Consider the following 21,134-nt stretch of genomic DNA (forward strand, 5'->3'; position numbering starts at 1 on the left):
TTCGGCGCTTGAGAGTCTTGAGCAACCCCTGCCATTGACCTTGCCGCCCATCCAGCCGATATCCCGGGCAAATTATGCCCGAGCCCCGAATGACCACCGATCTCAAACAACTGGCCGCCGACACCGCCTGGCAGGACGATGTCCGCGCCGGCGTGCGCCATGTCCGCGACCTCGCCCCGCTGCCGCTCTCGCCGGCCGAGCGCGCCGCCGCGCAGGAGGCCGCGGCCGCGCACAAGGTGCGCGTGCCGAAACCCTATCTCGACCTGATCGACTGGGACGATCCCGAGGACCCGATCCGCGCCCAGGTGATCCCGTCGCCCGACGAGCTGGTCGCCACCGAGGGCGAGCTCGACGATCCGATCGGCGACCATGCCTTCAGCCCGGCGCCTCGGCTGACGCACCGCCATGCCGACCGCGTGCTCTTGTTCCCGACCTATCAGTGCGCCGTCTATTGCCGCTTCTGCTTCAGGAAAGAGTCGCTGACCTCCATCGGCCGCGGCTACACACGCGAAGCGCTGGAACCTGCGTTGGCCTATATCGCCGGCCACCCGGAAATCCGCGAGGTGATCCTGACCGGCGGCGATCCGCTGTCGCTGCCCGACAAGGCGCTGGCCGAGATCCGCGCCCGCCTGGAGGCGATCCCGCATCTCAGGCTGTTGCGTATCCACACCCGCGTGCCGGTGGCGCTGCCGTCGCGCATCACGCCTGGCCTGGTGGAGGCGTTGCAGGGCCGGCTGATGGTGACGGTGGTCACCCACTTCAATCACCCGCGGGAAATCACACAGGCCACGGAGGAAGCATGCCGCACGATGCGGCAGGCGGGCTTCGTGCTGCTCAACCAGAGCGTTCTGCTGAAAGGCATCAACGATCATGTCGAGGTGCTGGAGGAGCTCTGCCGCGAGCTGATGTATCGGCTCGGCGTAAAACCCTATTACCTGCATCATGGCGACCTCGCGCGCGGCATGGCGCACCGTCGCACCACGATTGCCGAAGGCCAGGCGCTGGTCGCCGAACTGCGCCGGCGGCTTTCCGGCATCTGCAACCCGACCTACGTCATCGACCTGCCCGAAGGCGGCGGCAAGGTGCCGCTGGCCGCGAGCCATATCGAAGGGCGGGAAGGGCAGACGTGGAGAGTTCGCGGCCAGGACGGCAAGGAGAGGGCCTATACCGAGGTGGTGGCGGGCATCTGAAGCGCGGGGTTTTCCCCGCTCAAAGGCGGCCCGGCAGCCCTGTTGGGGGCAACTTGCCGACTGCCGGGCCTAACCGACGGGCAGGTGGCCACCCGCCGGCTGAAACCAGCGTGGGTCGAAGCTGTCAAGACTGCACCATGTGAACGAAGGATCGCGTGCTTTTATTCCTTCGTTTGCACCATGCAGCGGGCCGGAAAAGGCGCGACGCTGCGCTCGATCCTTTTGGATCATCAAAGACTGCAACTGAGAAAGTCCTCAGCTAGGTCCCTTCTAGCGATCCTTGAGCCTCGCCTGCCTCTCCCCCGGGGCATGCGAGGCTCTCCCGTTGCTGCCGGCGGGTCTCAACATTGCCCTCTTCTCGTGGGAACTGGAGCCTGCGCCCCGCATTCTATGAGCAGGGGCTGAAGGAGCGTTGCGTGAAGGCTTTGTTGGGAATTGCCGGCGGCTTCGTGCTGACCTTGGCCGTGTTCGCCAGCGGGCTTGCCTTCGCCACCTGGCTGCTCGCCGCCAAGCCGGTGCGCCAGGCAACGCCGGCGATCGGCGTTTCCGAGCTCTGGACGAAGGACGCGCAGCCGATCGATCCGCGGAAGCAGAACCTTGAACGCATTCCCGCCCAGCAGGCAGCGGCCGCGCCCGCCAAGGCCGGCGAACCGGCCCCAAGCGAACCGACCAAGGCGGGAGGCGCAACGCAGATGACGGCGCTCGCTACGCCCACGCCGCCCGCAGCGCCGCCACTGCAGCCATTGCCGGACGTCTCTGGCCCGGGCCAGCCCGCGCCCGACGCCGGCGCGGCCCAGCAGCCGGCCGCGGCCGATCAGCAGGCGCGGCAACAGCAGCTGCCGGTTGCCCATCTGCAATGGTGCGCCACCCGCTATCGCAGCTACCGCCCGGCGGAAAACAGCTACCGTTCCTACAGCGGCGAGCTGCGTCCCTGCATCTCGCCCTATTACGACCCCGGTGGCGACCGCACGGCTTCCACCGACGCTGGCCAGAATGATCAGGCGGCAGCGAACGATCGCCCAGGTGCCATGGCCGACGACCGGGTGGGCGACGACCAGGCCGAGATGGAAGGCTACGCCCCGTCCGGTGACGGCTACGCCACCACCTATGGCGGCCCGCCGGAAGAGATTTCGCCGGAGGCCGAGGCCGCCCAGGCATCGGGTCGGGCGGTTCGAGGTGACCACGTCGACTATTGCTTCAGCCGTTACCGCTCCTACGATCCGCGCGACAACACCTATCAGCCCTTCGACGGCGGCCCGCGCCGCCAGTGCGAGTAGGAGTGGCGCGTCTTCGATCTGCGATTGGCGCTCGCTAGTTCAGCACCCTGCCATCGATCTCATTGACGCTGCGCGTCCCTGTCAGCGCCATGGTGACTGACAGCTCCTTGTGCAGGATATCTATGGCCGTGGCCACACCGGCTTCGCCGCCGGCGGCGAGGCCATAGACATAGGCGCGCCCGACAAGGCAGGCGCGGGCACCCAAGGCCAGCGCTCGCATCACATCCTGGCCCGAGCGCACGCCGCCGTCGAACAACACCTCCGCCTCCGATCCGACGGCTTCCGCGATCCTAGGCAACATCGAGATCGTCGAGGGGGCGCCGTCAAGCTGCCGGCCGCCATGGTTGGAAACCACAATGGCGTCGGCACCGGCCGCGCAGGCGCTCCGCGCATCGTCGGTGTTGAGGAGGCCTTTGACGATCAGCTTGCCCGGCCATATGCTCCGGATCCATTCGACGTCGCTCCAATTCAGCGTCGCGTCAAACTGATGCGCTACCCAGTCCGCTACCGCCCGGACATCGTCCTCGCCCTTGAGATGGCCGGCGAGGTTGCCGAAGTTCCAGCGTTTGGCGGTGAGCATGCGGGCCGCCCAGGCCGGATGGGCGGCTATGTCGAGGATCGTGCGAAGTTTTAATGCCGGCGGCACCGAAAGCCCGTTCCTGACATCGGCATGGCGCTGGCCCAGCACTTGCAGGTCGACGGTGAGCACCAGCGCGCCGCAACGGCCGGCGATCGCCCGCTCGACCAGCGAGCGCACGAAACCGCGATCCTTCATCACATAGAGCTGGAACCAGAACGGATAGTCGACGGCTTCAGCCACGTCCTCGATCGAGCAGATCGACATCGTGCTCATCGTATAGGGAACGCCTGCGGTCTTGGCGGCGCGGCAGGCGAGGATCTCGCCATCGGCCCATTGCATGCCGCCGAGCCCGATCGGCGCCAGCGCCACCGGCAGCGAGACCTTCTCGCCGAGAATTGTGGTTGCCGTGTCGCGCTGCTCGACATCGACCAGCACGCGCTGCTTCAGCGTGATGCGCTCGAGGTCGGCGCGGTTGGCACGCAGCGTCTGCTCGGCATAGGAGCCGGCTTCGAGATAGTCGTTGAAGACGCGCGGCACCCGCCGCCGCGCCGCCTGGCGCAGGTCCTCGACGCAGGTCATCCCGGCCATCAGCCCCGGCGCCGCCGACGCCGCCCTGAATTCGTCGGGCAAGGTCACGATGCCTGTTGGGATATCGCGCACTGTGGGGACCACTCGTTCCATCGCCGTCCTCCCTTCGAATATTAGAGAATGCTGATCATTGAAGGCCAGGTCGTCCCTGATGTAAATTCACTTGCGAGTATACTTATCGACGGCAGCGCTCATGCCCAGAGCATCCGACGCGACCAGGCCCGTGATTCTCCAGGCGGCGTATAAGTTGTTTCGCCGCCGGGGCTTCTTCCGCGTCGGCATGGAGGAGATCGCTGAGGCCGCCGGCGTCACCAAGCGCACGCTCTACTACCACTTCGACAGCAAGGACGCGCTGTTGACTGCCGTGCTCGCTTCGCAGCACGAGCGCACTTTCGCCGATTTCCAGAACTACGGCATCGAGCTGTCGGGCGGTGCCGACGCGCTGATCGATAAGCTGTTCGAGGGATTGGTCAAATGGTCATCCAAGCCGCGCTGGGCCGGCTCCGGCTTCACCCGGCTGGCGATCGAGCTCGCCGACCTATCGGGCCACCCCGCGCGCTTGATCGCACGCCAGCACAAGGCATTGATGGAAAAGCAGCTGGAAACGATGCTTGCCGGAGCCAGGATACCGTCGCCGAAGGAGAGGGCGCGCGAGCTGTTCGTGCTGATCGAGGGAACCATGGTGATGATCCTGATCCACGGCGACCAGAGCTACTGCACGGCGGCGGCGGACGCAGCGAAGAGGTTGATGGCAGTTGGTTCCTCGCGCTCCGGTCCTTGAGAAGCGCATCATGAGGCGCGCTGTCCCGTCAACACTTGCCGATTTCCTTCATAGGGCTTGATACGTTCCAGAGACCAAGCTGAAACACACCCTCCCTACAACCGGCATGCTTGCGAAACGCTCGAGCCGGATGGTCTTGGCTCCCGGAACCCAGGAGCTACGCGCCGATGACACCCGACCAGATCAAGCTTGTGCAGGACAGTTTTCGCGAGGTCGTCCCGATCAAGGAGGCCGCCGCGGCTTTGTTCTACGAGAAGCTGTTCGCCCTCGATGGCAGCCTCAAGCCGCTGTTTCGCGAGACCGATATGAAAAAGCAGGGCGCCAAGCTGATGGCCGCRCTGGGCTTCGTCACGCATGGGCTGTCGCGCGCCGAAAACATCCTGCCCACCGTCCAGGACCTCGCCCGGCGCCATGTCGGCTACGGCGTCGAGGAGCATCACTACGCGACCGTCGGCCAGGCGCTGATCGAGACGCTCGATGCGGGCCTCGGCGAAACCTTCACGCAGGAGGTGCGCGAGGCCTGGGCTGCGGCTTACGGCCTGCTCGTCGGCGTGATGATCGCCGCGGCAAGGGACGTGCAACTGGCGGCTTGAGGCCTGTTTCCTCCCCCCATTTCATGGGAGCGAGGAAAGAGCCTTTACCCCACCACCTTCCCCGGATTCATCACACCAGCCGGATCGATCAATCCCTTGATCGCCTTCGCCAAATCGCGCTTCACCGGGTCGGCGTGCCTTTCATAAGCCGCGCGCTTTTCCAGCCCCACCCCATGCTCAGCCGAGAACGAGCCGCCGGCGTCGCTCAGGCCTGCGTAAAGCACGTCCTCGATCGCCGCGTGCCGCTCATGCGCGACCGGCCCGTCGCAATTGATCGAGATGTGCAAATTGCCATCGGCGAGATGGCCGTAGACGTAAGGCGCGTACGAGGCGTCGATCTTCTTCAACCCGGCCTCGATGCGCGCCACATAGGCGTCCAGCCCGCCGGCCGGCACGGACACGTCGAAGGAGGGCGCCATCGGATGCGCGCGCTCGATCTCAACCGTCTCCTCGCGCAGCCGCCACATCGCCGCCGCCTGCGCCTCCGAGCTCGCGACCAGCCCGTCGAGAATGCCGGCCTCTTCCCAGACCGCCGCGAGCCCATCCTCAAGCGCGCTTCTCGCCGCCTCGATCGAGTCGGCGCCGAGCCCCAGCACCAGCAGGCAGGGCGCGTCGAGCGGCAGGCTGCCGGGCGCATAGCCAAGCGCGCGCTGCATCAGCGACGCAAAATTGCGCCACAGGATCTCGGCGGCGCTGAGCCGGGCGCTGGTCGAGCCCAGGAAATGCCGCACGATGCGCTGCGCGCTGGCCGCATCCGGAACGCCGACCAGCGCCGTTGCGCTGGCGCCTGCCACCGGGTCGAGCCGCACCGCCACGCGGGTGACGATGCCGAGCGTGCCCTCCGCGCCGATGAAGAGATGCTTCAGGTCGTAGCCGGCGCTGGTCTTGAGCACCCTGGTGAGGTCGCAAAACACCCGCCCGTCCGGCAGCACGGCTTCGAGCCCGAGCACGCGGTGGCGCATCGTGCCGTTGCGAAACGCCATGATGCCGCCCGCATTGGTGGAAGCCATGCCGCCGACGGTGGCGCTGCCGCGCGCGGCAAGGTCGATGCCCGGGTCGAGCCCGTGGACGGCGCAAGCCTCCTGCAGCGCCCCCAGCGTCACCCCCGCCTGCACGATCGCCACGCGCGCGAACGGATCGATCTCCTCGATTTGGGTGATCCCGCCGAGATCGCAGATCACCTGACCAGGGGAAGTCGCCGCCCCGCCCGCCAGCCCCGTGCGCCCGCCCTGCGCGACAAGGCTGACGCCATGCTCCGCGCAGAACCGCACCAGCGCTGCGATCCCGTCGACATCGCGCGGCCGCACCAGCGCCGAAGCGCCGAAATTGCGGGCGTCGAAGCCGGGATCGCGCGAGGCGAGCTCGGCGGCGTCCCAGACGGTGGCGGTGGGGAGGAGGGTGCGGAGGGTGGAGAGGAGGGACATGGGAGAGCGATTGACACCGTTTTATTTTGATATTCAAGCAAATCGAATTGAATTTCCAGAATCCAAACACCCCACGAATGTCGGTTTCATCGCGTGTAGAATATGGTAAAAGCCACGTGGGGTTACCTGGGGGTGAGAATGCCAAGAAGCAGATCTTTTTCGATCTATCTTCTCAAAGAAGGTTACAACGCTGGGAATTCTCTTCGAGAGGACAATAGCCTTGATGCGGTCGAAGCTCAGCATCTCTCGAAAGACGCATCGATCTTCATCTTAGACAGCGATCCCTACCAACCTTGGTGGAAGGGGTATTTTGGTGTAGAAAAGAATCTGCCTCAAGTGAACAAAGGCGCCCTTGTTTTCCAACCAGTCGCCGATCGTTGTTTTGCGCTTTCGTTCGGCCACGTAGCTCACAACCTAATTGACTCTAGTTATGAGTATGACTTTGGGCTTCGCGTGACGCTAAACAGTTTGGACCCTCAGAAGCTCAAAAGCACTGATACCCTGCAGCCGGGCGAGGCAAAGCGCCAGAGGACGCAACTTCCGATCGAATCCGAACTCACGTTGTTTGACTTCGACCGCGACAGCACAATTTTACGCAGCCTGACGGGTAAGGTTCGCGAGGAGTATAAGGAATTTTTTCGTCATGCGACAGGCGGCAGCAGCCTCCGCATCAGCACCGATGTGGCGGCCGACGAGTTGACGGAGCTTTGCGAAAAACTTCTGGAGCTTTATGGGAGCGAGCAATACAAAACGGCCTTTCCGGAGATACAGAACATCGCTCCTGTTCGAGACCCGGGCCAAATCGAAGCCCTCAACGAGTTGCTTCTGCTTGCATTACGAGAGCGCAATCCAGATCTTAATATTACAGTTCCGGATATTGTAAGTTACAGTGATAATTTATACACCACCTTCGCCGGCGCTGGGCGTAGCTTAATTTACGACGATGTTTATATCGGAAGATACTATGGTTACCTAGACCAGCATGAGGTTGACCTGGCTGCGGTGGGGATCGACKATCTGCGTCGACACGCGTTGGTGCTGACTGACGAGAATGGCAATGCGCGCGACCGCTACAGCATCTTCAAGAGTCTTATTTTCGACACGACGCTTCAAGGTGCCCAAGGCGAAACGTTCCATCTCTCTGAGGGTAATTGGTATCGAATAGACGATGGATACATCACACGCCTCGTCGCCTACCTTGATCCACTCTGCATCGACAGCGACCTTCCTCCCTACAATCATTCCAGTGAGGGCGAATACAACGAAGCTGTTTCAGCCGAGAACGTTGGCATCGCCTGTCTGGACAAAAAGAATATCAGCCCCGACGGTCAGACTGCTGTTGAGCCATGCGATCTATTGGCAATACACGACGACGTCGCTGTATTCTATCATGTTAAAGTATCAACATTGTCTGCGCAACTAAGTCACCTATTTAACCAAGGCGTAAATGCCATCGAATTGATGAGATTGGAGCCAGCGGCGGTTGATAGACTTGAGGCGATTATCCGCGACGCTTTGCCGCCTGAGGTTGACGTGGATACATTCGTGACTCGCGCCCGGGATCGGAACTGTCGCGTAGTCTTTGGGATCGTCACCCGCAAAGACCCGGCGGCGCGATCATCGAATCTTCCACTGTTCTCCCGCATCAGTCTTATGCGTAGTATGAAAGCACTACGGCTCATGGACGTAATTGCGAATGTCATTTTTATTGCGGATGACGTTGCGCCAGCTCAAGGTCGGAAAAAGAAGCGGATGAAGGGTACTCCGGCTGCCGTACAGCCAGTCGGTGCCGAGCCAGCAGAATAGCGGGTGAGGAATGGATTCTGGGGACGGCGAGGAGACTGTTGCTGGTCGGAAGGCGGCGCGTGACCGAAGCATCAAGCGGCTATGGCTGAAGGCTCGGGATGGATTAGGGGCTGTCTTTTACCTTGTCGCTTCAGCTCTAATTGTCATGGCGGGTTGGGCTGCATATGCAAACGCAGCCATATCAGGTTGGGACTCCAATGCTGCCGCTTGGGTTCAGGCCGCTGGTTCGATCGCAGCGATAGCCGGCGCGGCGTGGCTTGCCCAAAGCGAAAGCAGGAGGGCACGAAGACTGCGGCGTGAGCAAAACGAAGAGGCGGCTTGGTACGTACGCTTTGCCGTCGTTCAGGCACAGCTTGAAAGCCACATTATTGCTGATGGTCTGGTCAACCGATCGGTTCCGATCGAAACGAGCGATGTCAGGGAATGGCGTCAGCGTGCAACAACCTGCGCCGTTGGGTTGAATGCTCTGGCTGATAGAACAGATCATATCCACCCCGCCGTGACGCACGTGATTTCGAATGCGAAGGTTTTGGTTGACGATCTAGTAAGCGACTTAGTTCGGCTGAGCGAGTTAGTGAAGGATGGCAAGAAGCCAGATGGCGAACTGGTTGGCCTGATTGTTGGGCCACATCGAGCTCTGCAAGATCTGGTCGCCCTCTATGACGAGAGGATGCACGGTGTTCACCTGGCTCTAGATGAGGGAGGCGATGCGCTACCCATTCGGACGTGGTCACGCGGTACGCAGGTCAGGACCAACTAGCCCTCAACTTGGGGGGGGCTGATGCCCGCGCCTCGTCGGATTGCGCGGGCGCCGATCGCGGCTAACTCGAGGCGCTCGGTCATCTGCGGCTCGCCGGTTGCGGCGCATCCAGATATGTTCGACTGTACTTCCCCTAACCCGCCCACACCGAGCATCCCACCTTCTGCCCTGTCGCCGCATCCCGCACGGTCTTCGCATACACCCGCCGCAAGCCGGCTCGGTTGGACGCAACATCCTTGCTCGCGAGATACGCCGGATCGCCGACTTCCCAATGGTAGCGGGTGTTGGCAGGCGCGCGCTTCCAGGTGAATTTCGAGCGGTAAGCCACTTTGCCCGGCCTGGTGTCGGCGAAGCGGCAGTCGATGGTCGCCGGCATCATGCCTTTCGCACTCATCGCGCTGACGACCTTATCGGCGTCAGCTGTCGTCAGCCATTGGTTTATGCTGCTCGTCCGGTATGCGTCTATGCCGGTCGGCTGGTGCGTCATGCATCCTGAAAGCAGCATCAGCGCTGCCATCGCGGCACCTGTCTTGCCTGCCCGCTTGCTGTCCTGCTGGTCGATGCCCATGCCCGTCTCCCTCCTGAAGGGAGTGGAAAGTTCCGGGCAAGAGGATCGTCCGTGCGCGTCGTTTCGTATATTAGGCGCTTCACATGTCGCCGCTATCAGCTTGCGCGGGCAGGGGGAGCGATCGCCCCTGGAACGATGTCGGTGTTCTGGGCCACCTTGATCCGCCATCCAAGCTGTTCCTTCCTCACCACCAGAAGCAGGATGCCTTCCCGCGTTCCGGCTGGTGAGCCGTCCGGAGCGGATGCACCGGTCAAGGTCCATCTGTAGTGCACGGATGCGAGGCCGGGAGACAGCTCCACGACCGACGCGGCGACACCCTCCAACCGGCTGTCGCGAAACATGGTCGCATGAGTGGCGCGGTGCGCCGCTTCGATCTCGGTCCGGTTCTTCCACCACATGCCCACGACATTGACGAAATTGGCATCCTCGGAAAACAGCGCCGCGAAGTCGTCCATGTCATGTCTGTTCCAGGCATCGGCAAACGCGGCCGTGACATCCTCAGGCTTGCTGATCTCCAGTCTCACGGCATGACCTCCCTTGCTTTCCGCCAGGCCGGGGTGAGACGATAGCGGCATCGGCGGGCCCTGTCACCGCGCTGCCACAGAACTTCGCCGCGCCACTTCCTTAACGGCCGCGATCCCCAAAATTAACCTTTTGTTAACCATTCGGCCGGCACCCTTTAACCATTGAGTAAGGATTCGCCCGGACGTGACCTTCGCCGCCCCTTTGCACAACAAATCGATCCGCTTTCGCGCCCGATCCTTCGTCGCTTTCACGCTGACGCCGGAGGCGCCGATCGCCGACTGGCTGGAGGGGCTGGATCGCTGGATCGCCAACTCGCCGGGCTATTTCAACGGGCGCCCGGTGGTGCTGGATCTGAACGTCCTGCAGCCGGGGCCGGAGGAGATCGGCGCGCTGGTCGGCGTGCTCCGCTCGCGCGGCATCCGCGTCTACGCCATCGAGCTCGAAGGCGCCGAGCTCGGGCCCGAGCTGCCGCCGCTATTGGCCGGCGCCAAGGAGGCGACCGCCGAGGGGCTGCTGGGCCGCGCCGCGCGCAAGGCGCGGGCGGAGGAGTTGGAAGCCGCCGCCGGGGAGCGGGTCCAGGCCGCCCAGATGACGCAGTTGGCCCCAGAGGCGCCGCAGGCGGACGTTTCCCCCATAGAGATGTCCGGAGACGAGCCGGTGGACCCCGAGCTGGCAAGGCTGGAGGCGGTCCGGATCGAGCCGGCGCAAGCCGCAAGCGCAGGGCAGGGCGCCGAGCCGGCGATGCCTTCGGCCGGCACTCTGATGATCAAGGCGCCGATCCGCTCGGGACAGTCGGTGTTCCATCCGCATGGCGACGTGATCGTGCTTGGCTCGGTCGCGTCCGGTTCCGAAATCGTCGCCGGCGGCTCGATCCATGTCTATGGCACGCTGCGCGGCCGCGCGATCGCCGGCTCGGAAGGCAATGTTTCGGCGCGCATCTTCTGCCGCAAGAACGAGGCCGAGCTGCTCGCCGTCGACGGCTGGTACACGACCGCAGAGGAGATGGAAGGCGTGTCGCGCGGCAAGGCCGTGCAGGCCTTCCTCGACAATGATGCGCTCTGCGTGGTGCCGCTGGGCTGAGTTTTTTGGGGCCGGCAAGCTTCGGGCCGGTTTCGCGTGCGATTGTTCCCGAGAGTCCGTCGTGTCCAACACGGGCGGGCCCGACATAAAAACGCCAACGGAGGCTGGATGAATATGGGCAAGGTAGTCGTGGTCACATCGGGCAAGGGGGGCGTCGGCAAGACGACCTCGACGGCCGCGCTCGGCGCCGCCGTGGCCAAGACCGGCAAGAAGGTGGCGCTGGTCGATTTCGACGTCGGCTTGAGAAACCTCGACCTCATCATGGGCGCCGAGCGCCGCGTGGTGTTCGACCTCGTCAACGTCATCCAGGGCACGGCGAAGCTGTCGCAGGCGCTGATCCGCGACAAGCGGCTGGAGACGCTTTACCTGCTGCCGGCCTCGCAGACGCGCGACAAGGACGCGCTGACCGAGGAGGGCGTGGCCGAGGTCATCGCGCGGCTGCGTTCGGTGTTCGACTATGTCTTCTGCGACAGCCCGGCCGGCATCGAGCGCGGCGCGCAGCTTGCCATGCGCTTCGCCGACGAGGCGGTCATCGTCACCAACCCGGAAGTGTCGTCGGTGCGCGATTCCGACCGCATCATCGGCCTGCTCGACGCCCGCACCATGAAGGCCGAGCAGGGCGAACTGATCCAGAAGCATGTGCTGGTCACCCGCTATGACGCCTCTCGCGCCTCGCGCGGCGAGATGCTGTCGATCGACGACGTGCTGGAGATTCTGTCCACCCCGCTGCTCGGCATCATCCCGGAAAGCCAGGATGTGCTGCGCGCCTCCAACCTCGGCTCCCCGGTGACGCTGTCGGAGCCGATCAATTCCGCCGCGAAAGCCTATCTCGAAGCGGCAAGACGCCTGGAAGGCGAGGACCTGCCGGTGGTCGTCCCCTTCGAACGCAAGGGCTTCCTCGACCGGCTTCTCGGAAGGAGGGCCGCATGAGCATCCTCGACCTCTTCAAGCGGCGCACCAGCGCGCCGGTGGCGCGCGAGCGGCTGCAGCTGCTGCTCGCCTACGAGCGCCAAAGCCGCGGCCAGCCGGACCTCGTCTCCATCCTGCGCGAGGAGATCATGGCGGTCATTGCCAAGCATGTGCAGATCGACCAGGACTATCTCCAGGTCTCGATGGATCGCGGCGCGACCATGTCGACGCTCGAGATCGACATCCAGATCCCCAACAAGAGCGCCGTGCCGCTGGCAATGGCGGGGTAGAACTTGGGTTCCTCGCCCCCGCCAAGGCGGGGAGAGGTGCCCTGCGCAGCGGGGCGGAGAGGGGGCCCGCGCTAACGCTTCGTCATCCTCGGGCTTGACCCGAGGATCCATGCCTTGACCTTCGACATGGAGCGCAGCGGTGCAGAATTCTGCAAACGTAGCAACGCTTTAGCGTCACGGCATGGATCCTAGGGTCTGCGCGCGTCGCTTCGCTCCTTGCTCCGCCCTAGGATGACGAAGGCGCCAAAGCGGCCGTCCTTCCATGCCTCACTCCGGCCGGTACAGCTCATCCATGCTGTGCGCCGCCATCTCCGCGAACGGCGCCTGCTTCTTCACCCGTCCATGTTCCAGGATCACCAGGWCGTCGCAGAACGAGATCGTCGAGTGGTGGTGGCTGATGACGATCGTGGTGCGGCGGCCGGCGCGTGACTTCAGCGTTTCCACGATCGCCGCCTCCGAAAGCCCGTCCACCGCGTTGGTGGCCTCGTCGAGAATCAAGATGTCGGGATCGCGCACCAGCGCGCGGGCGAGCGCGATGCGCTGCCTTTGCCCGGCCGACAGGTTGACGCCGCGATAGCCGACGACCGTCTGGTAGCCTTGCGGCAGCCTTTCGATGAATTCATGCGCCTCGGCAAGCTCGGCCGCGCACCGCGCCGCTTCCGCGCCCGCCGTGTCCTTGCCGTAGGTGATGTTGTCGAGGATGGTGCCGTCCACCAGTTCCAGCTCCTGGCTGGCCAGGGCAATATGCGCCCGCCAGGTGACGGGGTCGATCTCGTCGAGCGCCGTGCCGTCGACGAGGATCCGGCCCTCGTCCGGCTCGACGAAGCGGCAGAGCAAATTGACGATGGTCGTCTTGCCGGCGCCGGAGCGGCCGATCAGCGCCGTCGAGCGCCCGCTTCGGATGTCGAAGCTCGCGGCATGCAGCACTGCCGCGCGCTGCTCCTCATTGGCATAGCTGAAGCTCACGCCCTGGAAGTCGATTTTTTCGCTTAAAGACGCGAAGGGCCGGCTGCCTTGCGGCGGCGCTGGCTTGCCCGTCGGGTCGAGCAGCCAGCTCACCTCGTCCAGCGAGCCGGAAAGCCCCTGCAGTTGGCTCCAGGTCATCTGCAGCGCCCGCACATGCGGCTGCAGGCGGTAGAGCAGGATAAGAAAGGCGGCGACCAGCGGGAAGCTCAAGCCCGCGAGCCAGGCGCCGATCACCACCGCCAGGAACAGCATGGCGTGCAGCACTTCCGTGAGTGGTCCCAGCGCGCCCTGGCGGTTGGCAAGCTGGAAGGCCGCCCGGCGCACGCCGTCCGACGCCGTCTCGAACGCCGCCTTTTCGCGCTCTTCCTGGCCGAAGATGCGGATCAGCCGGCCGGCATGCACCAGATGCAGCATCCGCGAGGCCAAAGCGCTGTTGCGCGCTGTAACGCTGCGGCTGGGCGCCTTCAGATGCGCCGACAGCGTCATATGCGCCCCTTGCACCAGCGCCAGCCCGATCATTACCAAAAGCGTCATCTGCCAGGAGAGCAGCAAAAGGAAGCCTAGCAGGATAAGCGCGGCCGAGGCGCTGACGATCGAGCCCAGCATTGCCTGGATGGCGTCGGAGGCGCGCCAGGATTCACTAGAAATGATGTTGAGGAGGCGTCCTGGGCTCTCCTTCAGGAAGAAGGGATAGCCGACCTCGAGCAGTCGCCCGGCGAGCGCCCCGCGGATCGCCTGGCCGGCCTTGCCGTAGATATGGGCCGTGAGCACCGAATTGGCGAAGGCAAGCAGGTTCTTGAGCAGGATCGAGCCGAGAATCGCGGCCGCAATCGCGATCAGCCGCTCGCGCTCGCCAAGCCCCGCGCCAACCTTTTGCAGCACGGCCGAGAAGCCCGCCATGCCGGCTGTGTCGCCATGCCCCATGATGATGCCGAGCAGCGGGATGATCAGGCCGATGCCGAAACCTTCGAGCGCCGCGCTTGCAAGCCCGAGCGCGACGACGATCGGCAGCAGGCCGAGCTGCCGGCGGCCGAGCGCCTGGCACAGCATCGACAACGTCGGCCGACCGCTCATCGCGCGCCGGCCTCCGCCTTGGCCTCGGGCGTTTTCTGGGCGTGTCGCGCTTGTCGCGGCAGATGCCTGGCCAGCACCAGAAACGCGAATTGCGCCGCGCCCGCGAGGTTCATCAGAACGATTGGCCAGTGCGACAGGCTGAGATCGCCATCGAATCTGGGGCCGCCGGCAAGCTCGCGCAGAGCGGCGCGCGCGGCCCAGTAGAAATGTCGCAGCAGCCACGGCGCGCGCCGTAGATGCTTGAGGCAGAGCGCGCCGTTGCCGAAATGATAGTCGCGGTGCAGACGGTCGATCGCCTCGCGGTTGCGCCGGCCATGATGGTGGAAGATCGTCATGTCGGGCACATATTCCACTGCCATGCCGGCAAGCATCGCCCGCACCAGATAGTCCGTGTCCTCGGCCGAGCGCAGCGCCCCGCCGGCGCCGAAGCGCTCGTCGAAGGGACCGATCAAGGCGGCGACCTCGCGGTGCATGGTCATGTTGCAGCCCAGCACGAAGCCCCCGGATGGACGGCCGGCGTCAGCACTTCGCGCTTGTCGCAGCGCTTGATGGTGAAGGGCAGGTCGCGCGCGTCGCCGATCTCGACGCGGCCGCCTCGGATCAGCCATTTCTCGCCGCTCGCATAATGCCGCTCCAGGTCGACCAGGTAGTTGCCGTCGAGCCGGCAGTCGTCGTCGACGAACACCAGCACCTGCCCGCGTGCCCGCGCCAGCCCCGCATTGCGCGCCGCCGCCAGCCCGTGCCGCGGCTCGCAAATCGCCGTCAGTGCGATGTCGGATGTAGCGGCGGTCGCGGAAAGATAGCTGGCCGTGCCGTCGCGCGAGCCGTTGTCGACCACCACCAACTCGGCGGCGAATGCGGGGTGCGCGCGACAGGCGACGCGGATCGAGTCGATGCAGGCCTCGAGCACCGCGAGCCGGTCGCGCGTGCAGACAATGAAGGAGACCGCCAGCCGCTGCTTGGGCCTCGGCGGAGTGGGCGGGGCCGGGCGAGCGTGCCGCGGCAGGGGATGGCGCTCGACGTTCATGCCGCCTCCACCCGATAAGGCGCGAGCACCGATGCCGCCGGCGCGGATTTGAAGCGGTAGGCGACCCAGTCGGCACGTTTGCCGGCCCACATTGATGCTTGGCTCAGCCAGGGTGCCAAGGCGCCGGGGCTGAGCGCGTATTTCTCGCGGCGGCGGATCGCGTTCCATTTCCCCGTCAGCGTCAGCAATTCATGCGCCAGGGCCGGCCTCTCCTCGTCATTGACGAGCTGGTAGAGGAAATAGAACAGGTTGAGCGCGCCGGCCTCGAAGCTCGGCCTCGTCGTATCGGGAAGAGCGGCGATCCGCTCCTCAAGAGCATGGACGAAAGCCGCGGCCCGGGTCACGGTGTCGAAGGTGACCGTCTCGCCGATGGCGCGCAGGTTCGCGCCGTCGTCCGTCAGCCCCTCGCTCTCGAGATTCTCRCCGACTATTCTGAGGTGCGTGCGCCGCATCTCCTTGCTGTGCAGGCTGGTCACGCTGCCGGGATGGATGCGGTAGACCAGCAGGCTTTCCGGGATCAGCGCCGCCGGATAGCGTTCGGCCAGCCGCCGGAAGAGGTCGAAATCCTCGGCATGCCGGTAGAAGCCGTCATAGCGGAGATCGGCCTCGCCGATGACCTTGCGATTGTAGACCACTGTCGGATGCATGAAGATGGTGAAGAATTTCGACAGCACAGGCAGACCGAGACGGAACACCGGATCGAGCCGGCCCCGGGCGATGCGGCCGTGCAGCAGCGTGTCCACCAGCGCGCCGCAGAAGCCGAGCTCCGGCCGCGCGGCAAACAGCGCCGCCTGGCGCGACAGCCGCCAGGGATAGGCGAAGTCGTCGGCATCCATGCGCGCGACAAGCTCGCCCCGCGCGACCGCCAGTCCCTCGTTGAGGCTGGCGACAAGCCCGCGGTTCTCGCGCGAGATTATGGATACCCGGCTGTCGTCCCGGCGGCAGCGTTCGAGGATCTCCAGCGACCGGTCGGTCGACCCGTCGTCGATGGCGATAAGCTCGATCCGGCCGTGGTCCTGCCGCAGGATCGACTGCATCGCGGCGGCCACGTAGGGCTCGGCATTGTAGACCGGCAACAGCACGGAGATGAGAGGTGTCGCGGTCATGGCCGGCTCTGGTCCGTTGGCCGCAGATCGAGCGCCGGGACCGCGCCAAACCCGCGCTCCTCGCTCGCGCCGCGCCGACGCACGGGCGCGACGTAAGGGAAATAGCGCTTGAGGCCGTTGAGCGGCTTCTCGAAAAACACCCAGGAGAGCGAGGCGACGACCAGCGTGGCGGTGCCCGCGACAAGGAACCGCCCCGGCCCCTGTTCCGAGACGTTGACCGGGAGCCATGGCTGCGCCCTGACGGTCAAGGCGAGAAGGATCGAATGATAGAGGTATACGCCGTAGCTGATGCGACCAAGCCACAGCAGCGGGGGGAGTTCGGCCAGCCTGCCCGGCGCGCCGCCGAGGCCGTTCGAGCACGCCGCGACGATTGCCAGCATCGGCACCAGCGGCAGCACTTGAACCAGCGTCCAGCGGGGCCACTCCCAGGCGGAATTCGCTAGCCCGGGATCGGACCAGACTATGAGCAGGAACATCGCGGCCAAGACCGGCCAGCCAAGCCGCATCCACTGCGGCGCATCCGCCCCTCGAGCGCGGCGCACGGCAAGCAGGGCGCCGCAGCCAAGGGCGTCCATCGAGGCCGGAGGCAGCAGGTCACGGGTAAGCGCCGGGCTGGCGGCAATCGGCCCGTAGAAGCGGTAGGCGAGCGAGAAGGCGATGACGCCGACGGTGATCGCCTCGATGCGCTGGCGCGGCGCCAGAAGCACGATCAGCGGCCAGACGAGGTAGAACTGCTCCTCGATGCTGAGGCTCCAGAAATGGCAGAGCAGCCAGGGCGTCCAGTCGTTTTGCCGCGCATACCAGAAATTCGAGAGGTAGAGCGCATGCCAGGCGAACGAGGCTCTGGATTGCTCCGAGGCGAACCACACGAGCCCCAGCACCGCGAAATAGGGCGGGAATATCCGGATCATGCGCCTGGCATAGAAGGAACGCAGCGCCGCCCCGGCGGCGAATGCACCGGTATCACGCGCGTCCAGCAAAAGCCGGGTGATAAGGAAGCCGGAGAGCACGAAGAACAGCCTGACCCCGAGATGGCCGACGAATGACGAGCCGTCCGGAGCGAAGAAATGCGAGTAGAGCACCAGCGTCACCGCGATGGCTCGCAATGCGTCCAACTGAATGTCGCGCGCGTTCGCCATCAGCGGCATCCGCCGGGCCGGTCACGCCAAGCGGCAGAGGTGGAGCAAAACGCGCCGCTGTGGGCCGACGACTCGCCGTCCGGGCCGGGGGCACAATCCGTGCCGACCAACGGAATGCCCATCCGAGTCACAATAATGGCATCCTCCAACAGGCATGCCCCCAGCCCACGATTGTCGCGGCCGATGTTGCGGCGCAACACAAAATGCTTACGTCCATGAAATAAGATGTGATGCCGCGACGTGACAGAAATAGTTGTGCCCTAAAACTATAACCAGGGCTGCCCAATGGTCCTATTCAACCGCGGGTAATTGGTCTGATTCTGGCAAATATTAATCGCAAAGGATGTCGGAAAGATACCAAGCAACCGCAGCGAGTATGATGGGAAATATTGAGAAAAGGCTCGATGGCGGCGCTAAGTTCTATGGATAGGTCCATAAAAGCCTTGATTTTCAAACTCTTGTGCGGTGCAACAGGCCTGCCCGAAGGGACGGGGGCCGCTTGTCCCACCATCCGCCGCCTGCTGCCTCACGACGGCGCAGCCCCCAGGCTTTATCTCCGATCCCGACAAGGGCAGGGGAATGGAGAGCAAGTGACGTCGACGCCGATTGCACAACCGGACGCTCACATGGGCGCCATGCCCGTGCTTGGCCTGCTTGGCGCAATGCTGTCCGTGCAGGTCGGCGCCGCCTTTGCCAAGGGCCTGTTCCCGGTGTTGGGGCCGGACGGCACGACCATGCTGAGGCTTGCCATCGGCGCGTTGATGCTGGCGGCGGCGCTGAGGCCCTGGAAGGTGCTGCCCTCGCGGAAAAACCTGCCTTGGCTCGCCGCCTATGGCATCACCGTCTGCGCCATGAACATGCTGTTCTATGCTGCGCTCCAGCGCATTCCGCTGGGCATCTGCGTGGCGCTCGAATTCACCGGGCCGCTGTTTGTCGCCACGCTCGGCTCCAGGCGCCTGCTCGACCTTGTCTGGGTGGCGCTGGCCATCGTCGGCATCGGCCTGCTGTCGCCCTTTGCCGGTATCAGCAGCGGGCTCGATCCGCTGGGCGTGGTGCTGGCGCTGGCGGCGGGCGCCTGCTGGGGGCTCTACATCATCTTCGCGCAGAAGGCCGGCGCCGAGCTCGGCGTGCGCACCTCCGCCTATGGCATGGCGATCGCCGCGGTGCTGGCGCTGCCTTTCGGCTTCAGCGCAGCTCAAGCCCACCTCACCGACCCGCACGTCATGGCGGGCGCTGCCGTGGTCGGCCTGTTCTCCAGCGCGCTGCCCTTCTATCTGGAAATGCTGGTGCTGGCCCGCATGCCGGCCAAGGTCTACGGCATGCTGGTCTGCCTGGAGCCGGCTGGCGGCGCGCTGACCGGCTTCCTGTTTTTGCATGAGAAGCTCAACCTGTTGCAATGCTTGGGCATCGCCGCCGTCATTGCCGCCGCTTTCGGTGCGGCGGTTGCGGCGCGGCGGCCGGCGCCATTGCCGGCCTGAGCGCATCTTGCGAACATGCCGCAAGCGCGAATCTCGTTAACAGCTTGGTCGGCCTGGAAAATTGACCCCGCGACGAAAGTGTCCGACCACATCCGTTGGTTGAAATAAGACTTAGGTCCTACAGTAAAACGCAATAGGTCCGAGTGGACAAGACAAGGGTCGTGGGCCACTTCCTTATGACCTGCTGATTGGGGATGCTTATGCTGCGACATTGCCGGTGGGGTAGCTTGGCCGATGGGCTGAAGGGCTGGCATGGGGAGAGCGGGATGCGCGTAAAGCGCAGGGGCTGCAGGCTGGTCTTGCAAGCGCTTACTGCGTTGGCGCTTGTTGTCGCGCCTTTCAGTCTCTCCCTCGATGGTCCGGTCGTGACCAAGGCCTATGCCGGCAAAGGCGGCGGTGGCGGTGGAAACGGCGGCGGCAAGGGTGGTGGAAACGGTAACGGGGGCGGTAACAGCGGGAACGGCAACGGAGGCGGGAATAGCGGCAATTCCGGCTCTGCAGGTGGTTCCAATTCCGGTTCGGCCGGCGGCTCGAATTCCGGCAATGGCGGAAACAACGGAAACGGTAACAGCGGCGGGAACAACGGAAACGGCAACAGCGGCGGCAACAACGGAAACGGCAACAGCGGCGGCAACAACGGAAACGGCAACAGCGGCGGCAACAACGGAAACGGCAACAGCGGCGGGAACAACGGAAACGGCAACAACGGAAACGGTAACAGCGGCAGCGACAACGGAAACGGCAACAGCGGCAAGAACAGCAGCGCCAGCGCGGCAAGCACCGCCGATGTCGATGATCATGTGAACGCCCTGACGGGCGACAAGGTTGAGGCCACCCGCACCAAAATCCAGGTCACGCACCGCAATGGAATGAAGGAGAAGATCGAGAACGGCCGGTTCAGGATGGAAGACAAATACGGACGCACCATCGTCGACCGCAAGGCCACCATGGCCGATCTCAATCGCCTGAAGAGTTTGTGAGATAGAGTTTGTGAGAGCGAGGTTTTATCGGGATTAGATCTTAAGGGACCGAAGGTCAGCGCTGCAAAATCAGGTTGCCACCTTTTGCTTCGTCTCTGCGGTCCTGATCGTCTTGCGGTAGAACTTGGCTACTCACCTTACCCCCGCCTTCGTGCGGGGGTAATTTTTTAAAACCCGGCGACGTCCCGCCGCCTGCGACATTGGTCAGTCATGCCGGCGGAAATGGTCCGACCGGTCGGGGCATGGGTCGTGGGCCGCTTTCGTCTTCTGCCGGAATGTGAATCCTTGCCGGCCAAGACACTGGTTCCGTTGCGCCTTTCCCGTGAGCGGAACTTCGGCAATGCCGAGACGGACCCGCAGGAAAGGACCGAATGCACCAACCAGCCTGCAAAGGGCCTGCCCACCTTATGCTGCGCGTCGTTGCCGCGCTGTCGATTGTCGTCGCGCCCTGTCTGGTGAAGCCGGGCTGCATGACCAAGCTCGCATCCGCCGCCTATGCCGGTAACGGCAATGGCAATGGAGGCGGCAACGGCAGTGGCGGAAACGGCAGCGGCGGCAATTCGGGTTCCGCCGGTGGCTCGAATTCCGGCTCGGCCGGCGGCTCGAATTCCAGCAATGGCGGCAACAACGGCAACAGCAATGGCCAAGGCAACAACGGCAACAGCAATGCCGGCGGCGGCAACCCCAATGCCGGGCCGGGCAACAACAGCGGCAAGGGCAACACCAATCCCGGCGGCAAGAACAGCTACACCAATGCCGCAACCGGCGACACGCTCTCCATCGACGGCGACAAGGTCACCGTCATTCATCGCAACGGCATGAAGGAGCAGGTCGAGAACGGCCGTTTCGAGATGATGGACGCGCAAGGCCGCACCATCATCGAGCGGCAGGCGACGGAGGAGGACGTGTCGCGCCTGCTGAACCTGTGAGGGGATGAGAACTGAGGAACTGGAGAAATTGAGGAGCTGAAGAAATCGAAAAATTGAAGAGAGG

Annotated in this window: 19 protein-coding genes and 1 pseudogene; 12 read left to right on the plus strand and 8 right to left on the minus strand. The window is 64.2% G+C overall.

Going from position 1 to position 21,134, the window contains the following annotated elements:
• Window positions 1-89 precede the first annotated feature (89 nt).
• Window positions 90-1,190, plus strand: a complete 1,101-nt coding sequence (locus tag LCM4577_RS19600; RefSeq protein ID WP_198541063.1) for a KamA family radical SAM protein — start codon at window positions 90-92, stop codon at window positions 1,188-1,190.
• 416 nt (window positions 1,191-1,606) lie between these two features.
• Window positions 1,607-2,467: a BA14K family protein gene (locus tag LCM4577_RS19605; protein ID WP_116390111.1), complete on the plus strand. Its 861-nt coding sequence runs from the start codon at window positions 1,607-1,609 to the stop codon at window positions 2,465-2,467.
• Between the two features lie 34 nt (window positions 2,468-2,501).
• Here LCM4577_RS19605 and LCM4577_RS19610 read toward each other — a convergent pair whose 3' ends face one another.
• Window positions 2,502-3,635, minus strand: coding sequence for an alpha-hydroxy acid oxidase (locus LCM4577_RS19610; protein ID WP_071073045.1), 1,134 nt, complete (start codon window positions 3,633-3,635; stop codon window positions 2,502-2,504).
• A gap of 193 nt (window positions 3,636-3,828) precedes the next feature.
• On the opposite strand from LCM4577_RS19610, the gene LCM4577_RS19615 reads away from it, so the two are divergent.
• The gene (locus LCM4577_RS19615) at window positions 3,829-4,416 is read left to right on the plus strand and encodes a TetR/AcrR family transcriptional regulator (RefSeq protein ID WP_040988427.1); all 588 of its coding nucleotides are present in this window, start codon (window positions 3,829-3,831) and stop codon (window positions 4,414-4,416) included.
• Window positions 4,417-4,583: 167 nt separating this feature from the next.
• The gene (locus LCM4577_RS19620) at window positions 4,584-5,009 is read left to right on the plus strand and encodes a globin family protein (protein WP_071035853.1); all 426 of its coding nucleotides are present in this window, start codon (window positions 4,584-4,586) and stop codon (window positions 5,007-5,009) included.
• A 44-nt stretch (window positions 5,010-5,053) separates the two neighbouring features.
• On the opposite strand, the gene LCM4577_RS19625 is transcribed toward LCM4577_RS19620, so the two are convergent.
• The gene (locus LCM4577_RS19625) at window positions 5,054-6,433 is read right to left on the minus strand and encodes an FAD-binding oxidoreductase (protein WP_071072973.1); all 1,380 of its coding nucleotides are present in this window, start codon (window positions 6,431-6,433) and stop codon (window positions 5,054-5,056) included.
• A gap of 138 nt (window positions 6,434-6,571) precedes the next feature.
• Between LCM4577_RS19625 and LCM4577_RS19630 the strand changes: the two genes are divergently transcribed.
• Both LCM4577_RS19630 and LCM4577_RS19635 read left to right on the plus strand, forming a co-directional pair.
• Window positions 6,572-8,239 (plus strand): DUF6119 family protein, encoded by a 1,668-nt coding sequence (locus LCM4577_RS19630; protein ID WP_157900477.1) that lies wholly within the window; start codon window positions 6,572-6,574, stop codon window positions 8,237-8,239.
• A 10-nt stretch (window positions 8,240-8,249) separates the two neighbouring features.
• Window positions 8,250-8,999, plus strand: a complete 750-nt coding sequence (locus LCM4577_RS19635; RefSeq protein ID WP_071072976.1) for a hypothetical protein — start codon at window positions 8,250-8,252, stop codon at window positions 8,997-8,999.
• A 133-nt stretch (window positions 9,000-9,132) separates the two neighbouring features.
• Here the strand turns inward: LCM4577_RS19635 and LCM4577_RS19640 are convergent, their stop codons facing one another.
• Window positions 9,133-9,567 carry a hypothetical protein gene (locus LCM4577_RS19640; protein ID WP_071035856.1) on the minus strand — a complete coding sequence of 145 codons (435 nt, stop codon included), beginning with the start codon at window positions 9,565-9,567 and terminating at the stop codon, window positions 9,133-9,135.
• Between the two features lie 95 nt (window positions 9,568-9,662).
• Window positions 9,663-10,091 carry an SgcJ/EcaC family oxidoreductase gene (locus LCM4577_RS19645; protein WP_071073047.1) on the minus strand — a complete coding sequence of 143 codons (429 nt, stop codon included), beginning with the start codon at window positions 10,089-10,091 and terminating at the stop codon, window positions 9,663-9,665.
• 184 nt (window positions 10,092-10,275) lie between these two features.
• Between LCM4577_RS19645 and minC the strand changes: the two genes are divergently transcribed.
• The 3 genes from minC (at window position 10,276) to minE (ending at window position 12,371) form a co-directional block, all read left to right on the plus strand.
• Window positions 10,276-11,172 carry a septum site-determining protein MinC gene (minC, locus tag LCM4577_RS19650; RefSeq protein WP_071072978.1) on the plus strand — a complete coding sequence of 299 codons (897 nt, stop codon included), beginning with the start codon at window positions 10,276-10,278 and terminating at the stop codon, window positions 11,170-11,172.
• A 114-nt stretch (window positions 11,173-11,286) separates the two neighbouring features.
• Window positions 11,287-12,102: a septum site-determining protein MinD gene (minD, locus tag LCM4577_RS19655; RefSeq protein ID WP_040988440.1), complete on the plus strand. Its 816-nt coding sequence runs from the start codon at window positions 11,287-11,289 to the stop codon at window positions 12,100-12,102.
• Window positions 12,099-12,371: a cell division topological specificity factor MinE gene (minE, locus tag LCM4577_RS19660; RefSeq protein ID WP_040973218.1), complete on the plus strand. Its 273-nt coding sequence runs from the start codon at window positions 12,099-12,101 to the stop codon at window positions 12,369-12,371. The genes minD and minE overlap by 4 nt, the downstream gene beginning before the upstream one ends.
• Window positions 12,372-12,638: 267 nt before the next feature.
• On the opposite strand, the gene LCM4577_RS19665 is transcribed toward minE, so the two are convergent.
• The 4 genes and pseudogenes from LCM4577_RS19665 to LCM4577_RS19680 form a co-directional block, all read right to left on the minus strand.
• Window positions 12,639-14,411, minus strand: coding sequence for an ABC transporter ATP-binding protein (locus tag LCM4577_RS19665; RefSeq protein WP_071072980.1), 1,773 nt, complete (start codon window positions 14,409-14,411; stop codon window positions 12,639-12,641).
• Window positions 14,408-15,438 (minus strand): annotated as a pseudogene (locus LCM4577_RS19670) (glycosyltransferase family 2 protein). The gene LCM4577_RS19665 and the pseudogene LCM4577_RS19670 overlap by 4 nt, the downstream one beginning before the upstream one ends.
• On the minus strand, window positions 15,435-16,544 hold the full coding sequence (locus tag LCM4577_RS19675; RefSeq protein WP_071072982.1) for a glycosyltransferase family A protein: 1,110 nt from the start codon (window positions 16,542-16,544) through the stop codon (window positions 15,435-15,437). The pseudogene LCM4577_RS19670 and the gene LCM4577_RS19675 overlap by 4 nt, the downstream one beginning before the upstream one ends.
• Window positions 16,541-17,683, minus strand: a complete 1,143-nt coding sequence (locus LCM4577_RS19680; RefSeq protein ID WP_071072984.1) for an acyltransferase — start codon at window positions 17,681-17,683, stop codon at window positions 16,541-16,543. The genes LCM4577_RS19675 and LCM4577_RS19680 overlap by 4 nt, the downstream gene beginning before the upstream one ends.
• A 626-nt stretch (window positions 17,684-18,309) precedes the next feature.
• Here LCM4577_RS19680 and LCM4577_RS19685 point away from each other — a divergent pair.
• The 3 genes from LCM4577_RS19685 (at window position 18,310) to LCM4577_RS19695 (ending at window position 21,070) form a co-directional block, all read left to right on the plus strand.
• Window positions 18,310-19,161, plus strand: coding sequence for a DMT family transporter (locus tag LCM4577_RS19685; protein ID WP_244508381.1), 852 nt, complete (start codon window positions 18,310-18,312; stop codon window positions 19,159-19,161).
• Between the two features lie 266 nt (window positions 19,162-19,427).
• Entirely contained in the window at window positions 19,428-20,141 is a 714-nt protein-coding gene (locus LCM4577_RS19690; RefSeq protein WP_071072988.1) for a hypothetical protein, read from the plus strand.
• 371 nt (window positions 20,142-20,512) lie between these two features.
• Window positions 20,513-21,070, plus strand: coding sequence for a hypothetical protein (locus LCM4577_RS19695; RefSeq protein WP_071072990.1), 558 nt, complete (start codon window positions 20,513-20,515; stop codon window positions 21,068-21,070).
• The last annotated feature ends 64 nt before the right edge of the window (window positions 21,071-21,134 follow it).

Source organism: Mesorhizobium sp. LCM 4577, assembly GCF_001854795.2.
Classification (GTDB): Bacteria; Pseudomonadota; Alphaproteobacteria; order Rhizobiales; family Rhizobiaceae; genus Mesorhizobium; species Mesorhizobium plurifarium.

What these genes read in the sequence shown, in the direction of transcription:
- LCM4577_RS19600 (WP_198541063.1), top strand. Translation starts at nt 90, where the DNA reads ATGACCACCGATCTCAAACAACTGGCCGCCGACACCGCCTGGCAGGAC.
- LCM4577_RS19610 (WP_071073045.1), bottom strand. Translation starts at nt 3,635, where the DNA reads ATGGCCGGGATGACCTGCGTCGAGGACCTGCGCCAGGCGGCGCGGCGG.
- LCM4577_RS19615 (WP_040988427.1), top strand. Translation starts at nt 3,829, where the DNA reads ATGCCCAGAGCATCCGACGCGACCAGGCCCGTGATTCTCCAGGCGGCG.
- LCM4577_RS19625 (WP_071072973.1), bottom strand. Translation starts at nt 6,433, where the DNA reads ATGTCCCTCCTCTCCACCCTCCGCACCCTCCTCCCCACCGCCACCGTC.
- LCM4577_RS19635 (WP_071072976.1), top strand. Translation starts at nt 8,250, where the DNA reads ATGGATTCTGGGGACGGCGAGGAGACTGTTGCTGGTCGGAAGGCGGCG.
- LCM4577_RS19640 (WP_071035856.1), bottom strand. Translation starts at nt 9,567, where the DNA reads ATGGGCATCGACCAGCAGGACAGCAAGCGGGCAGGCAAGACAGGTGCC.
- minD (WP_040988440.1), top strand. Translation starts at nt 11,287, where the DNA reads ATGGGCAAGGTAGTCGTGGTCACATCGGGCAAGGGGGGCGTCGGCAAG.
- minE (WP_040973218.1), top strand. Translation starts at nt 12,099, where the DNA reads ATGAGCATCCTCGACCTCTTCAAGCGGCGCACCAGCGCGCCGGTGGCG.
- LCM4577_RS19680 (WP_071072984.1), bottom strand. Translation starts at nt 17,683, where the DNA reads ATGGCGAACGCGCGCGACATTCAGTTGGACGCATTGCGAGCCATCGCG.
- LCM4577_RS19685 (WP_244508381.1), top strand. Translation starts at nt 18,310, where the DNA reads ATGGGCGCCATGCCCGTGCTTGGCCTGCTTGGCGCAATGCTGTCCGTG.
- LCM4577_RS19690 (WP_071072988.1), top strand. Translation starts at nt 19,428, where the DNA reads ATGCGCGTAAAGCGCAGGGGCTGCAGGCTGGTCTTGCAAGCGCTTACT.
- LCM4577_RS19695 (WP_071072990.1), top strand. Translation starts at nt 20,513, where the DNA reads ATGCACCAACCAGCCTGCAAAGGGCCTGCCCACCTTATGCTGCGCGTC.